14 protein-coding genes and 1 riboswitch are annotated in these 13,619 nt (G+C 64.8%); of the genes, 4 read left to right on the top strand and 10 right to left on the bottom strand.

The features are described 5' to 3' along the window. Positions 1 to 39: 39 nt before the first annotated feature. Positions 40 to 942, bottom strand: coding sequence for a LysR family transcriptional regulator (locus JWR89_RS21475; RefSeq protein WP_299719969.1), 903 nt, complete (start codon positions 940 to 942; stop codon positions 40 to 42). A gap of 118 nt (positions 943 to 1,060) precedes the next feature. Here JWR89_RS21475 and JWR89_RS21470 point away from each other — a divergent pair, with 118 nt between their 5' ends. Together JWR89_RS21470 and JWR89_RS21465 are read left to right on the top strand one after the other, a co-directional pair. Then, a complete protein-coding gene (locus tag JWR89_RS21470) occupies positions 1,061 to 1,996 on the top strand; it encodes a ring-cleaving dioxygenase (RefSeq protein WP_299719968.1) in 936 nt (311 codons plus the stop codon). Continuing rightward, a complete protein-coding gene (locus JWR89_RS21465; RefSeq protein ID WP_299719967.1) occupies positions 1,996 to 2,634 on the top strand; it encodes an alpha/beta hydrolase in 639 nt (212 codons plus the stop codon). The genes JWR89_RS21470 and JWR89_RS21465 overlap by 1 nt, the downstream gene beginning before the upstream one ends. A 213-nt stretch (positions 2,635 to 2,847) precedes the next feature. On the opposite strand, the gene JWR89_RS21460 is transcribed toward JWR89_RS21465, so the two are convergent. The 5 genes from JWR89_RS21460 to JWR89_RS21440 form a co-directional block, all read right to left on the bottom strand. Then, positions 2,848 to 3,870 carry a trypsin-like peptidase domain-containing protein gene (locus JWR89_RS21460; RefSeq protein ID WP_299719966.1) on the bottom strand — a complete coding sequence of 341 codons (1,023 nt, stop codon included), beginning with the start codon at positions 3,868 to 3,870 and terminating at the stop codon, positions 2,848 to 2,850. A 218-nt stretch (positions 3,871 to 4,088) separates the two neighbouring features. Continuing rightward, positions 4,089 to 5,777: a thiamine pyrophosphate-binding protein gene (locus tag JWR89_RS21455; RefSeq protein ID WP_299719965.1), complete on the bottom strand. Its 1,689-nt coding sequence runs from the start codon at positions 5,775 to 5,777 to the stop codon at positions 4,089 to 4,091. Between the two features lie 278 nt (positions 5,778 to 6,055). Beyond that, entirely contained in the window at positions 6,056 to 7,285 is a 1,230-nt protein-coding gene (locus JWR89_RS21450) for a D-amino acid dehydrogenase (protein ID WP_299719963.1), read from the bottom strand. Positions 7,286 to 7,430: 145 nt separating this feature from the next. Beyond that, positions 7,431 to 7,531, bottom strand: a riboswitch (glycine riboswitch). 69 nt (positions 7,532 to 7,600) lie between these two features. Further along, positions 7,601 to 8,791 carry an MFS transporter gene (locus JWR89_RS21445; protein ID WP_299719961.1) on the bottom strand — a complete coding sequence of 397 codons (1,191 nt, stop codon included), beginning with the start codon at positions 8,789 to 8,791 and terminating at the stop codon, positions 7,601 to 7,603. Positions 8,792 to 8,942: 151 nt separating this feature from the next. Continuing rightward, a complete protein-coding gene (locus JWR89_RS21440; RefSeq protein WP_299719959.1) occupies positions 8,943 to 9,146 on the bottom strand; it encodes a hypothetical protein in 204 nt (67 codons plus the stop codon). 26 nt (positions 9,147 to 9,172) lie between these two features. On the opposite strand from JWR89_RS21440, the gene JWR89_RS21435 reads away from it, so the two are divergent. Next, complete coding sequence (locus JWR89_RS21435; RefSeq protein ID WP_299719957.1) at positions 9,173 to 9,337, top strand: TetR family transcriptional regulator C-terminal domain-containing protein; 165 nt, start codon at positions 9,173 to 9,175, stop codon at positions 9,335 to 9,337. 113 nt (positions 9,338 to 9,450) lie between these two features. Then, a complete protein-coding gene (locus JWR89_RS21430) occupies positions 9,451 to 10,269 on the top strand; it encodes an alpha/beta hydrolase (RefSeq protein WP_299719955.1) in 819 nt (272 codons plus the stop codon). Between the two features lie 488 nt (positions 10,270 to 10,757). Here the strand turns inward: JWR89_RS21430 and JWR89_RS21425 are convergent, their stop codons facing one another. From JWR89_RS21425 to JWR89_RS21410, 4 genes are all read right to left on the bottom strand, one after another. Further along, entirely contained in the window at positions 10,758 to 11,084 is a 327-nt protein-coding gene (locus tag JWR89_RS21425; RefSeq protein WP_299719953.1) for a hypothetical protein, read from the bottom strand. An 85-nt stretch (positions 11,085 to 11,169) separates the two neighbouring features. Then, positions 11,170 to 12,087 carry a CbbX protein gene (gene cbbX / locus JWR89_RS21420; RefSeq protein WP_299719951.1) on the bottom strand — a complete coding sequence of 306 codons (918 nt, stop codon included), beginning with the start codon at positions 12,085 to 12,087 and terminating at the stop codon, positions 11,170 to 11,172. Beyond that, on the bottom strand, positions 12,084 to 12,509 hold the full coding sequence (locus JWR89_RS21415; protein WP_299719949.1) for a ribulose bisphosphate carboxylase small subunit: 426 nt from the start codon (positions 12,507 to 12,509) through the stop codon (positions 12,084 to 12,086). The genes cbbX and JWR89_RS21415 overlap by 4 nt, the downstream gene beginning before the upstream one ends. An 11-nt stretch (positions 12,510 to 12,520) precedes the next feature. Further along, a partial coding sequence (locus JWR89_RS21410) for a ribulose-bisphosphate carboxylase large subunit (RefSeq protein WP_299719946.1) occupies positions 12,521 to 13,619 on the bottom strand: 1,099 nt, incomplete at its 5' end.

Below are 13,619 nucleotides of genomic sequence, written 5' to 3'. Positions count from 1 at the left end.
GGGGACGACACGGAGTATGTTGCACCTTCCGCGCAAAACTCACACATCCCACTTCGGCACGCCGGCAAACCGCGCCACCAGGAAGTCGATGAACAGCCGCACCTTGACCGCGAGATGCCGGGTCGGCGGATAGATCGCATAGAGCGTCAGCGGCGGCGCCTTGTAGTCGCCGAGGAAACTGCGCAGCGCACCTTCGCGCAGCGCATCGCCGGCGATGAAGGTCGGCAGCAGCGCCACGCCCCTGCCCTTGATGGCCGCGTCGCGCAGCACTTCCGCATTGTTGACGCACAGGTTCCAGCTTGGCTGGATCCAGTGATCGCCATCCCTCCCGGTCAGCTTCCACTGGTTGCCGGTGAGAAGGAAACCGTAGGTCAGCAGCGCATGCTTGCGCAATTCGGCGGGCGTCGTCGGCACGCCATGTTCCTCAAGATAGCCCGGCGACGCGCAGATCACCCGCTCGATGCCCACGATTTTTCGCGCGATCAGGCTGGAGGATTCCAGATCGGCGATCCGCAGCGTGACGTCGAAGCCGCCCTGGGTGGGATCGACCTGATCGTCGCTGAGAACCAGGTGAATCTGCAGCTCGGGATAATCAGCCATAAAATCCGCAACCGCCGGCCCCAGTTGCAGCGTCCCGAACGACATCGGCGCATTGACCCGCAGCAGCCCGCGCGGCGTCGCCTGCGCCTGCGCCACCGCTTGGTCGGCGGCATCGAGGTCGGCCAGCACGGCCAGCGCGCGTTCGAAATAGGCCTGGCCGTTTTCATTCGGGCTGGCGTGCCGCGTGGTGCGGTTGAGCAACTGCACGCCGAGGCTTTGCTCGAGTTCGCTGACATATTTGGAGATCGCCGAGCGCGACAGCCGCAACTGCCGCCCGGCTTCCGAGAAACTGCCGAGTTCGACCACTTTGACGAAGGCGCGCAGGCTGGTGAGTTTATCCATGATTGTCATCAAATCATAGACAGTAATGCCATGAAAGGCCGGATTGTCTTATTTCAGCGCCGACCCAATTATCCCTGCAACGGGAGGCGGAGCGCCTCCGGAACCCAGGAGACCAACCATGTCAGGCATCCACCATGTCACCGCGATCGCCGGCAACGCCGTGCGAAACTTCGACTTTTATACCCGGGCGCTGGGCCTGCGCTTCGTCAAGAAGACCGTCAACTTCGACGATCCCGGCACCTACCACTTCTACTACGGCGACGAGGCCGGTCATCCCGGCACCATCCTGACCTTCTTCCCGTGGGAGAATGCCGCGCCCGGCCGCGGCGGCGTCGGCCAGACCCAGCAGACCGCCTTTCGCGTCCCCGCTCGCTCGCTCGGCTACTGGACCCATCGCTTCATCGAAAAGGGCATTGCCCATGAAGCGCTGGAAAAGCGTTTTGGCGAGTCCGTGCTGCCGTTCACCGATCCCGACGGCATGAGCCTGGCGCTGGTCGGCATTCCCGGCGCGGAAGACGAGGCCGGCTGGAGCAATGGCGATGTGCCGGCGGAGCACGCGATCCGCGGCTTCCACGGCGTCACGCTGCTGCTGGAGAAGGCCGAGAAGACCAGCGCGATCCTCACCGACGTGTTCGGCTTTGCCGAGACCGGCCGCGAAGGCTCCATCATCCGGCTGAAGGCGGACGCCGTGAATGGCGGCATCGTCGATATCTACGAGGCCGGCGGCTTCCTGCCGGGCCGGCAGGGCGCGGGCTCGGTACATCACGTCGCGTTCCGCGCGCTCGATGACGCCGACCAGGCCGCGATGTCGCGAAAACTGGTGGAGAAGCACGGCCAGCACCCGACCGAGCAGAAGGATCGCAACTACTTCCGTTCGGTGTACTTCCGCGAACCCGGCGGCATCCTGTTCGAGATCGCCACCGACGTTCCCGGCTTTGCCGTGGACGAACCCGTCGAATCCCTCGGCGAGCACCTGAAGCTGCCGGCGTTCCTGGAGAAGCATCGCGCCGAAATCGAGAAGGTGCTGCCGTCGCTGGACAAGGAAACCGCGTGATGACGAACGACCTCTCCCATATTCATCGCTTCGCGCCGGGCAACCGGCGCGAAGCAGCCCCCCTGCTGCTGCTGCACGGCACCGGCGGCGACGAGAACGACCTGCTGCCGCTGGGCGAAGCCATCGCACCGGGCGGTGCGCTGCTCTCGGTGCGCGGCAAAGTGCTGGAGCACGGTATGCCGCGGTTCTTCCGCCGGCTGGCCGAGGGCGTGTTCGACGAGGACGACGTGATCCGGCGCGCCAATGATCTCGCGGACTTCGTGACCGAGGCGCGCCAGCGTTACGACCTCGCGGAACCGATCGCGCTGGGCTATTCAAACGGCGCCAATATCGCCGCGGCGATGTTGCTGCTGCGACCGGAGGCGTTGGCGGGCGCGGTGCTGCTGCGGGCCATGGTGCCGCTGCGCGAGGCGCCGAAGGCGGACCTGTTCGGCAGACCGGTGCTGATCGTATCGGGGCAATCCGATCCGATCATCCCGCCGAGCAATTCGGCGGCGCTGGCTTTGATGCTGACCAAGGCGGGTGCTGCGGTCGAACACCGCACGCTGCCGGTCGGGCATCAGCTGTCGCAAGCCGATCTGACGGTGGCGAAGACATGGCTGGCCAACGTGGAAGCGGGCGCGGTGGCACTTACTTAACCTCTCCCCGCCTTGCGGGGAGAGGTCGGACGATAACGGCGCGAAGCGTCGTTGTCGTCCGGGTGAGGGGCGACGCGCTGCAGTCGTCGCCAAAGATCAGTGTGGAGTCACAAAGCCTTTTGACCTCGCAGCCGCAAAGCAACTTCGTAAGTGCCTCGCCTCTCACCCGCGCGCAAGAGCGCGCGACCTCTCCCCGCGCAGAGCGGGGAGAGGTTAAGTGCGAGCCGCCCTCTTCCGCTCCACCGGATGAATATCGATCCCGCGCAGACGGCCCATCCGCAGCACGTCCATCGCCAGTGTGCGATCGATCCTGTCGCGATCCAGAATCCGGATCAGGTCGTCGACGCCGTTGACGTCCACGCCGTCCAGCCGGATCACCACGTCGCCGGGCAACAGTCCGGCCTTCGCCGCCGGGCTGTCCGGCTCGATCTGCTGCAGCAGCGCGCCCATCTTGTTCTCGACGCCGGCGATCACCGCATGCCTTCGCGGAATCGGCGCGGTCTGGCCGGACACACCGATATGGGCGCGGCGCACATAGCCATGGCGGATGATCTCCGACAGCACGAATTGCGCGGTGTTGCTGGCGACCGCAAAGCAGATGCCCTGCGCGCCCTGGATGATCGCAGTATTGATGCCGATCACCTCGCCCGCCGACGACACCAGCGCGCCGCCGGAATTGCCGGGGTTGAGCGCGGCGTCGGTCTGGATCACGTCCTCGATGTTGCGGCCGCTGACCGAGCGGATCGAACGGCCCAGCGCCGAGACGACGCCGGCGGTGACCGTCGACTCGAAGCCGAGCGGATTGCCTATCGCCACCACCAGTTGGCCGCGGCGCAGGCTCTTGGAATTGCCAAGCGAGGCGTACTGCAGATCGCGCGCGCCATCGGCGCGCAGCAGCGCCAAATCAGTGTCGGGATCGACGCCAAGCACGCGGGCATCGGTGACGATGCCTTCGGTATCGCGCAGCCGGATCTGTTTGGAACTGCCGACCACATGGCTGTTGGTCAGTACCAGCCCGTCCGGCGAGATCACGATGCCCGAGCCCATGCCGCCACGCTCGCGCGTCTTCGCGTCGCGCGAACCGGTCTCGACGCGGACTACCGCAGGGCCAACGCGTTCGGTGACCGAGATCACGGCCTTGGAATAGGCGTCGAGCAACGCGGCGTCGTTGACGGGAGTTTCAGATGAGGATGACGACGGTCTGTCGTCGAAACGTTCGTTTGTAAAATCCAACATGGCGATTGTCCTTCGCGATGTCAGATGGTGGCGGGAATTTGACGATGCAAGAGGGACTCTTCTTCCCTCTCCTCTTGTGGGAGAGGGTGGCCGCACGCAGCGCGGCCGGATGAGGGGTAGCCACAAGCTCCGTCGCCCGGCAATACCCCTTATCCGACGCGGCTACGCCGCGCCACCTTCTCCCACAAGGGGAGAAGGAAGAAAGAAAGCCCGCTCAACTACAAATTCGCCGCACCAAATAGATCGCGGTACCAGTCGGCGACCAGCGCCGGATTGATCCGGCCATCGACGACGAAAACGCCCTGCGCGCCATCATCGACCCAGCGCTGCAGCGGGGCGAGATCGGCCAGCGTGCGCACCACCACGCCGTCGGCGCCGTAGCCGCGGGCGATCGCCGCGAAATCGGTCACCGGGAATTGCGCCATCGCCGCGGAATAGCCTTCCGGGACGAAGTGATGCACCTCGGCGCTGTAGGCGCTGTCATTGTAGATAAAAATGCAGATGCGCTTTTTCAACCGCACCGCGGTTTCCAGCTCGGCGATCGCCATCAGGAAGCCGCCGTCGCCGACGGCGAGCACCGTCAGCCGATCCGGCTGCACCACCGCCGCGCCGATCGCGCCAGCAAGGCCAAGGCCAATCGACTGAAAAGCGATCGGGATGCACCAGCCGCGATAGTCCGGCACAGAGAGATAGCGCGCCACCCAGCCGACAAAATGCCCGCCATCGACAACGATGGTGCGGTGCTTCGGCAGAATGTCGTCCACCGCCTTGCTCAGCGTGCGCGGGTCGATGTGCTCGGCGTCGCTGGTGTCATCATAGGCCAGTTGGCGATTGCTCCTGGTCTTCATGACCTCCGCTACGGCAGGTGTGCGCCAGCCTGCGTCCGCGCCATCCCCGCCCAGCGCCGCCAGCACGGCCGTGGCCACGGCGGCCGCGTCGCCTTCCAGTTCGAGATCGACCGGGCGGTGCACGCCGATGCGGCCTTTCTCGACGTCGATCTGTACGAGCTGAGCAACCTCCGAAATCAGCTTGCCCTTCTTGGTGGTCCACATGTTCAGCGACATGCCGAACGCCAGGATCATGTCGCTCTGCGCGATCAGTTCGGCCGCGGCCGGCGACGAGAAGCCGCCGGCAATGCCGAGATTCCACGGATGGCCGGAGAACATGCCATGGGCCTGCACCGAGGTTGCAACCAGCGCGCCGAGCCGGTCGGCCAGCGCGATCAGCAGCGGTTCGGCATCCGCGACCACGGCGCCGTGACCCGCCAGAATCAGCGGCTTCTTCGACGCTCTGATGGTGGCGACGAGTTCTTCGAGCTTCGCGGCATTGAGCGGGGGGTTTGCTGTGACCGGCGGATGCTTTTTCCCGAACGGCGCAACGACCATCACTTCCTGCACATTGACTGGCAGGCTCAGCACCACGGGCTTGCGCGCACGCAACGCCAACGAGGCGGCCTGCCACGTATCGGCATAGGCGGTTTCGGGATCGGCGATCTGGCGCCAGATGCCGCCGACCGCATGCACCAGTTCGGACTGCTTAAAGGCGAAGGCCGATTGCGTATCGCCGGTCACCACGTCGCCGGCCAGCACCAGCAGCGGCGTGTCGCTCTTGGCGCATTCGCCGATTCCGGTGATGGCGTTGGTGAGGCCCGGCCCCGCGGTGACGCTGACCACCGTGAGATCGCGCGTCAGCCGTGCCGCGACATCGGCCATCGACACCGCGCCGCCTTCGTGGCGCGCGGCGACGAACTCGACGCCAAGCTCGGTGAGGCCGAGCGTCACCTTGAAGTTGGCGCCGCCGACCAGGCCGAAGCAGCGCTTCGCCCCGATGTCGGCAATGGCGCGTGCCACCTCGCGCCACACAGGGGTGGTGGTCGCGGTCTTTTTTAATGGGGACGTCGAGGTCATGAGGTCACTTTGCACCGATCCAGATGGACACGCCATTCAAGGATCGGGCCAAGTTACTTTAGGTTTAAAGGATTTACACCTTTGGAAGGCGCAAAAATCCTGCCACGGTTTCGCCGCAAGACTTGTGCGCCTGCTGCGGGATTTTCGGTCTCGCAGGCGACGCCCAGCACTCCTTCATGGCCGGGTTCTTCCCGGCCATCCACGATGTCACGCGCGGACGTGGATGGCCGGTATCCGCCGGCCATGACGGGGAGACGTTGTCGCCCTGCCGTCGGGTGTTATACGGGCACGGCCACCGACACCTGGTCGGCGACGATCTGCGCCGTGGCCGCCGACAGCGTCCAGCCGAGATGGCCGTGGCCGGTGTTGTAGAACACCCGCGGTTTCCGGCCGGGGCCGACGCGCGGCATCATGTCGGGCATCATCGGCCGCAATCCGCTCCACGGAATCACCCGGCTGGTGTTGATCCCGGGAAACAGTTTTCGCGTCCAGTCGATCAGAGGCTGTACGCGATCGGCACGGATGTCGCGGTTGGCGCCGTTGAATTCAGCGGTGCCGGCGACGCGAAAGCGATTGGCTCCGAGCCGGCTGGTGACGATCTTGGCCTTGTCGTCGAGCAGGCTGACCCACGGCGCCGCCGCGCGGGTATCCTCGTCGTCGAGCTCGACCGTGATCGAATAGCCCTTCACTGGATAGATGTTGACGCGGTCGCCGAGCATCGCCGCCAGACGACGGCTGGCGACACCGGCGCAGATCACGACGCCATCGACATGGGTCTTGTGCAACTGCGTTTCGCCGGCGCGGGACCAGCCGATATCGACGCCGTCGCCGGAGGCGGCCATGTTCGACACATCGGCATCGCCCACGAATTTCACGCCCATGCGTTCGCAATAGGCCATCAGCCCGCGGGTGAACTTGTGGATGTCGCCGGTGAAGTCCGACGGCGTGAAGAAGCCGCCGAAGTAGCTGCCCTGCAGCGCCGGCTCGATGCCGCGGATCTGGTCGGCCGCGACCGCCGTGCGCGTCAGGCCGCCTTCCTGCAGCAGCGCGTTGGCTTTCGCGGCGGTCTCGAAGTCCTTTTCGCTGTGGTAGATGTGCAGGATGCCGCGCTGCTCGACATTGAAATCGATGCCGGCCTTTTCGGCCATCGCCAGCAGGTGTTGCCGCGCCTCGATGGCGAGGCGCGTGGTGGCGATGGTGTTGGCGCGGTAGTTCGGGATGTTGCCGACGAATTCAGCCAGCCAGGAATACTTGTGCCAGCTCGGCGCGAGGTTCAGCGACAGCGGCGCGTCGCGGCGGAACAGCCAGCCAAGGCCCTTGATCACCGTCGACCAGTGATTCCAGACTTCGGCATTGCTGGCGGAGAGCTGGCCGCCATTGGCATAGGAGGTTTCCATCGCGGCGTAGCGGTGGCGATCAAACACGGTGACGGTGTGGCCCTTTTCGATCAGGGCATAGGCGGTCGTCACGCCGGTGATACCGGCGCCGATCACGGCAATATGGGACACAGTGGTTCTCTTTCGTGCAGCAGGGCGACATGACCCGGACATGGTCCAGGTCGGCTATCCCCATCTGTCACGGTACCTGAGAGCTTGATCTGCGAGCGGCAGACTTCCCCTTCGGTGGACGCGCGAAGCGTCTCTCTCCAGATTGTCCAACGGTGCGGTCCCTGGTGCCTGAGAGTTTCCCGGGGGGTTGCTCCTTCGGCGCCGACGCTGGCCTTAAGCCGCGGCGGTCTCTCCCACATCGTCTGTCGGACAGGCTCTATGTAACCGATGCCGCACCGCACGCAAGGCGCGAATCTATGCGACGTGCCGATTGATTCAGCGCCGGCCGGCGACCGTGCCTATCAACAGCAACAGCGCCGAGATACCGATCACACCACCGCCGAGCCAGCAGACGCCGGTCCAGCCCGCGGCCGTCCAGGCCAAGCCACCCGCCAGCGCGCCAAGCGCGCCGCCAACGAAGGAAGCGGTCATGTAAAGCGTGTTGAGCCGGCCGCGGATTTCCGCGCCGAGGCCGAAGATCCGGGTCTGGTTGGCGACCTGGCCGCTCTGGATGCCGAAATCGAGCAGGTTCACCGCGACCACGAGACCGGCCACCGAACCGGCGCCCCAGGTACCCGCGACCAGGAAGCTGACAGCCGCCACACTGAGCGCCAGCACATTGACCGGCGCAGAACCCCAGCGATCCGACAGCCGCCCGGCCATCGGCGCCAGCAGCGCGCCGGGCGCGCCCCACAGGCCGAACAGGCCGGCGGCGGCCGGGCCAAGGCCGAACGGCGGCGTTCCCAGATGGAACGCCAACGTCGACCAGAACGCCGAGAAGGCGCCGAAGGCGAAGAAATTCATCCCCATCGAGAGCAGTAACGGCCGGTGCCGAAGCAGCGCCGGCAACGACGCCAGCAGGTCGCGGTAGCGTGTCGTCAGGAGGTCGCGGCGCCGTGCCGGCATGAAGCGCGGCAGGATGAAGAACAGCGCCACGGTCAGCGCCGCGGCGAGCGCATAGGAGGCACGCCACGAGCCGGCGGACTGCGCCACGATGCCGGAGATGGTCCGCGACAGCAGGATGCCCAGCACCAGGCCGGTGGACAGCGCGCCGATGATCCGCCCGCGGTTCTCCGGCAGCGCCAGCGAAGTCGCCAGCGGGATCAGCACCTGCGCTACCACCGTCACCGGTGCAAAGCACAGGGACGCCACCAGCAGCAGCGGAATGTTCGGCGCCAGCGCCGCCGCCGCGAGGCCGAGCGCGGTCAGCCCCAGCAGCCAGCGCACCAACCGCGCCGGCTGCGCCATGTCGGCCAGCGGCACCACCAGCAGAATGCCGAACGCGTAGCCAATCTGGGTGGCGACCGCCACCAGCGACGAGGTTCGTTCCGGAACGCCAAAACTCTCGGCGATCTGCGCCAGCAGCGGCTGACACACATAGATGTTGCCGACCATGACGGAGCACGCCGCCGCCATGACCGGGATCGTGCCGCGGCGGACGCCGGGCAGCATGATGGAAGACGTCATGAAACTCACTCGGGCGGGCGACCGTCGCAGAACCGCGCGCTACGCGCGGCTGGCCTGCGCGGCCCATGACGAGCTTATGAACGGTTACAGCATCGAAATCGAGCGCTTCACGGCGGCAAACCCGCAACGCCGGGTCGTTCGCCGCGCAGGGCTAAGCCCTTCCGGCGACTGCCATCGTCCCCAGATCGTCGGCGCGCTTCAGCGCCGCCGCGTCTTCCAGCGGCGCGTGCAGCGTCTCGATATCAATCGCCGGCAGCGGGCACCAGCCGCACGGGCATTGCCCGTCCTGGTGCGCGACGGCGACCTCGCGATAGGTAGTGCCCAGCGGGCTCGCCAGCAGGCGCATCACCACCACGGGCGGCAACCGATCCGGCGCCCCAGGTGCCGGCGAGCAAAGGGGAATTGTCGGCCGGAAAGGATTCCGGGCAGCTCGCCGTCGCGCTAATCGACACGTTCGAAGGGGCGGTCATGCGGGCCAAGGTCGAACGTAGCCGGGCGCCCTTCGACAGCTTCGAGCGCTTTGTTTTACCCTCTTTGCTGATCTAAACATTTTGGCCAATTAATAGGCGACTGGTCATTTTGATTTACCGGATCATCGCTGGAACGCCGCGCCAGCGAGCGATGACTCTCATCCGCGGCTAATTGAAAGGAGCTGAACAATGCCTGCCATCACTACTACAGACGGCGTGAGCATCTTCTACAAGGATTGGGGATCAGGTCAGCCGATCGTTTTCAGCCACGGCTGGCCGCTGTCGGCGGACGACTGGGACGCCCAAATGACCTTCTTCCTTCGCCACGGCTACCGGGTCATCGCCCACGACCGGCGCGGCCACGGCCGGTCCGACCAGCCCAGCACCGGCAACGACATGGACCACTGGGTTGCCGACCTCGCGGCCTTGACTGAACACCTCGACCTGCGCGACGCGATCCATATCGGGCACTCGACAGGTGGCGGTGAGGTGGCTCGCTATGTCGCGCGCCACCAGGAGCGCGTGGCGAAGGCGGTGCTGGTCGCTTCATTGACGCCGAACATGTATCGGAGCGAGGACAACCCGTCCGGTCAACCGCCGGAGTGGTTCGAAGCGATCCGGGCAGGCGTGCTGGGCAACCGGGCGGAGTTCTTCCGTTTCGTTCCTGAGAATCCGTTCTACGGCTACAACCTAGACGGGGCCAAGCCTTCGGAGGCAGTCATCGCGAACTGGTGGCGCCAGGGCATGGCCGGCGGTGCCCTCGCTCACTACGCGACTGTCGATTCTTGGCTCGAAGATTATACCGAAGACCTCAAGAAGATCACCGTGCCGGTGCGGGTGATGCATGGCGAGGCTGATCAAGTCGTCCCGTTCGCAAGTTCCGTGCCGCGTGCGGTCGACCTGCTTAAGCAGGGGTCGCTGAAGACTTATCCCGGCTACCCCCATGGCATGCTAACCACACATGCGGATGTCCTCAACCCCGACCTGCTCTCTTTCATCAGGTCTTGACGACATCTCTGATCCATCATCGTCTATAATAGCATGTCGGTTTATAAATTGAGGAGGGTTCGGGTTTCGTCGTAGTGACGAAGGAACGAAAAGGAAGCTCGAACCCTCCTCGAAAATTCGTCGACCAAGGCCCCTATCGAAGCGGCGGCCTTGGCAGCGTTGCTCGGCCTTGACGGAGGGCCACTCCACCGTCGGCTTCGCGCCTCGCTCCCTGCCCGCCCCGGGGGCGCTTGAAGGGCAACCGTGGCATGTGGGATTTGTCCACGCCGCCTAGAGCATTTTCTCTTTGAGACGACTCGAGTCAGCCGCAGGCGTCATTGAGAGGTCAAGGAAAGCTGGCTCGCCTGCTGTCCTCTTAGCCCTTGCGACGAAGCAATCCAGCCTTCGCTTGTGGCTTTCTGGATTGCTTCGCCCAGCGAAAGTCGCCTTCGGCGATTTTCGCTGGCTCGCAATGACGGGGGTGTGGGTCCGTTCAATCGGAAGATTCTCTAAGCCCTTCCGGCGACTGCCATCGTCCCCAGATCGTCGGCGCGCTTCAGCGCCGCCGCATCTTCCAGCGACGCGCGCAGCGTCTCGATATCGATTGCCGGCAGCGGGCACCAGCCGCACGGGCATTGCCCGTCCTGGTGCGCGACGGCGACCTCGCGATAGGTAGTGCCCAGCGCGCTCGCCAGCAGGCGCATCACCACCACCGGCGGCAACCGCGACGTATCGAGCACGCGGCAGAAGGTCGTCATCACCATCTGATCGAGATAGGTCTGTGCGGAGCTTTCGTCGGTGATATCCGAGACCTTGATCTGCTGCGGCATCGTCATTCGCGTGTCCTTTGCGACCCCGCGAATTTCTAGGAGGTGCGCGGGACTCGCTCAACCGATTTCGGGACAGCTGCCTTAGAAGCCCTCAAGCCTGCCTATTTTGAACTACTCCAAACACCCGGCTGGCCAGCACATCCGATGGCTCGATCGACATGATGTCGTCTGATGTCAGCACGCGATCGAGATCGGCGACCAGGCGGTTGGCCTGGCGCAGCCGGATGCGGTCCAGCGCGTTGCGGATCGAGCGGGCATTGGAGAACAGCGGCTGCGTCTTGCGCAGCGCGATGTAGCGCACGAAGGCCTCGCGGGACTGCGGCGTAAAGCGATAGTTCATCTCGTGCAGCATCCGATCGGCGATGGCGAACAATTCGTCGTCGGAATAGTCCGGAAAATCGATGTGATGCGCGATCCGCGAGCGGAAGCCGGGATTGCTGGCGAAGAACTTGTCCATGCGGTCGCCATAGCCGGCGAGGATCACGACGAGATCCTCGCGCTGCGACTCCATCACCTGCAGCAGGATCTCGATGGCCTCTTGGCCGTAGTCGCGCTCGTTGTCCGGCCGGTGCAGATAGTAGGCTTCGTCGATGAACAGCACCCCGCCCATCGCCTTCTTGAGTATCTCCTTCGTCTTCGGCGCGGTGTGGCCGATATATTGCCCGACCAGTTCGTCGCGGGTCACCGACACCACCTGCCCGCGCCGGACAAAGCCGAGCCGGTGCAAAATGCTGGCGATGCGCAGCGCCACCGTGGTCTTGCCGGTGCCGGGATTGCCGGTGAACGACATGTGCAGCGTCGGCACTTCCGACGTCAGGTTCATGCGCTTGCGGATTCGCTCGATCAGCAGCAGCGACGCGATCTCGCGGATTCGCGTCTTGACCGGCTTCAGCCCGATCAATTCGCGGTCGAGCCCTTCCAGCACCTCGCCGATGCCGACCTCGTTGAATTCGCGGCGCAGGTCGATCTGCTCCGGCGGCGCGCTGTCCGCTTCAGCGAGCGCGCTCATGATCCACCGTAGCGTTGGCCTTCGGGAAGATCGACCGCGTAGGATTTGGTGGTGTAGCGGATATTGCGGCCGGCCACTTCATGGCGTTCGAGCCGGAAGCCGGGCTCGACCTTCGGCCGGTTGACGATGAAGGACAGCCGCACCGATTCCCAGCCATGGCTGCTATCGAAGGCCGACAGCCGGATATAGCGGTCGCCATAGACCTTGCGACATTCGGTGAGTTCCATCAGCACGCCGGCGGCGTCGCGCAGATCGAACATCGGCAGCCCCCACATTTCCCAGAAATTATTGCGGGGGTGCGGGTCGTCGGTGAATTCAATATTCACCGCCCAGCCATTCGCCAAGCAGTATTGCACCTGCCTGGTGATCTGCTCGTCGGTGAGATCGGGCAAAAAAGAAAAGCATCCTTGGGTGACGCGCATCACAGTGCTCCTTACATGGCCACGCTGGCGGTGGGGACGTAGTCCGGCGTATCGGTGGACTCGTAGTTGAAGGTGACATTCTTCCAGACTTCCAGCGCCGATTTCAGCGGCGTGCAGGTCTGCGCGGCCTTGGCCAGAATCTCCGGGCCTTCGTGCAGATAGTCGCGGCCCTCGTTGCGGGCGAAGATCATCGCCTCAAGCGCCACGCGGTTGGCGGTCGCGCCGGCCTGGATGCCCATCGGATGGCCGATGGTGCCGCCGCCGAACTGCAAGATCACGTCCTCGCCGAGGTGATCGAGCAGTTGATGCATCTGGCCGGCATGAATGCCGCCGGAGGCCACCGGCATCAGCTTGTTGAGGCTGGCCCAGTCCTGCTCGAAGAACACGCCATGTTCGAGCCGCATCGGATTGTGGTCTTCGCGGCAGATGTCGTAGTAGCCGCGCGTCGTCGCCGGATCGCCTTCCAGTTTGCCGACCACGGTGCCGGCATGGATGTGATCGACGCCGGCCAGCCGCATCCATTTGGCGATGACGCGGAACGAGACACCGTGGCTGCGCTGCCGCGTATAGGTCGAGTGCCCGGCGCGGTGCAGATGCAGGATCATGTCGTTCCGGCGCGCCCATTTCGCCATCGACTGGATCGCGGTATAGCCGATCACCAGGTCGATCATGATGATGACGGAGCCGAGCTCCTTGGCGAACTCGGCGCGCTCGTACATGTCCTCCATCGTGGCCGCCGTCACGTTCATGTAGTGACCCTTGATCTCCCCGCTGGAGGCCGACGCGCGGCTGACGCCCTCCATCGAGTACAGGAAGCGGTCACGCCAGCGCATGAACGGCTGCGAGTTGATGTTCTCGTCGTCCTTGGTGAAGTCCAGGCCGCCCCTCAGCGCCTCGTAGACGACGCGGCCGTAGTTCTTGGCCGACAGCCCGAGCTTCGGCTTGACCGTCGCGCCGAGCAGCGGGCGGCCGAACTTGTCGAGGTACTCGCGCTCCATCACGATCCCGTGCGGCGGGCCCGGGAAGGTCTTGAGGTAGTGCAGCGGGATCCGCATGTCCTCGAGCCGCAGCGCCTTGAGCGCCTTGAACCCGAAGACGTTGCCGATGATC

Origin of the sequence: Tardiphaga sp. (assembly GCF_028290785.1) — a bacterium.
GTDB lineage: Bacteria > Pseudomonadota > Alphaproteobacteria > Rhizobiales > Xanthobacteraceae > Tardiphaga.
This window is presented reverse-complemented; position numbering and strand designations above follow the sequence as displayed.

Excerpts from the sequence above, each read along its gene's own strand:
- JWR89_RS21475 (WP_299719969.1), bottom strand. The coding sequence starts at position 942 with ATGGATAAACTCACCAGCCTGCGCGCCTTCGTCAAAGTGGTCGAACTC.
- JWR89_RS21470 (WP_299719968.1), top strand. The coding sequence starts at position 1,061 with ATGTCAGGCATCCACCATGTCACCGCGATCGCCGGCAACGCCGTGCGA.
- JWR89_RS21465 (WP_299719967.1), top strand. The coding sequence starts at position 1,996 with ATGACGAACGACCTCTCCCATATTCATCGCTTCGCGCCGGGCAACCGG.
- JWR89_RS21460 (WP_299719966.1), bottom strand. The coding sequence starts at position 3,870 with ATGTTGGATTTTACAAACGAACGTTTCGACGACAGACCGTCGTCATCC.
- JWR89_RS21455 (WP_299719965.1), bottom strand. The coding sequence starts at position 5,777 with ATGACCTCGACGTCCCCATTAAAAAAGACCGCGACCACCACCCCTGTG.
- JWR89_RS21445 (WP_299719961.1), bottom strand. The coding sequence starts at position 8,791 with ATGACGTCTTCCATCATGCTGCCCGGCGTCCGCCGCGGCACGATCCCG.
- JWR89_RS21430 (WP_299719955.1), top strand. The coding sequence starts at position 9,451 with ATGCCTGCCATCACTACTACAGACGGCGTGAGCATCTTCTACAAGGAT.
- JWR89_RS21425 (WP_299719953.1), bottom strand. The coding sequence starts at position 11,084 with ATGACGATGCCGCAGCAGATCAAGGTCTCGGATATCACCGACGAAAGC.
- cbbX (WP_299719951.1), bottom strand. The coding sequence starts at position 12,087 with ATGAGCGCGCTCGCTGAAGCGGACAGCGCGCCGCCGGAGCAGATCGAC.
- JWR89_RS21415 (WP_299719949.1), bottom strand. The coding sequence starts at position 12,509 with ATGCGCGTCACCCAAGGATGCTTTTCTTTTTTGCCCGATCTCACCGAC.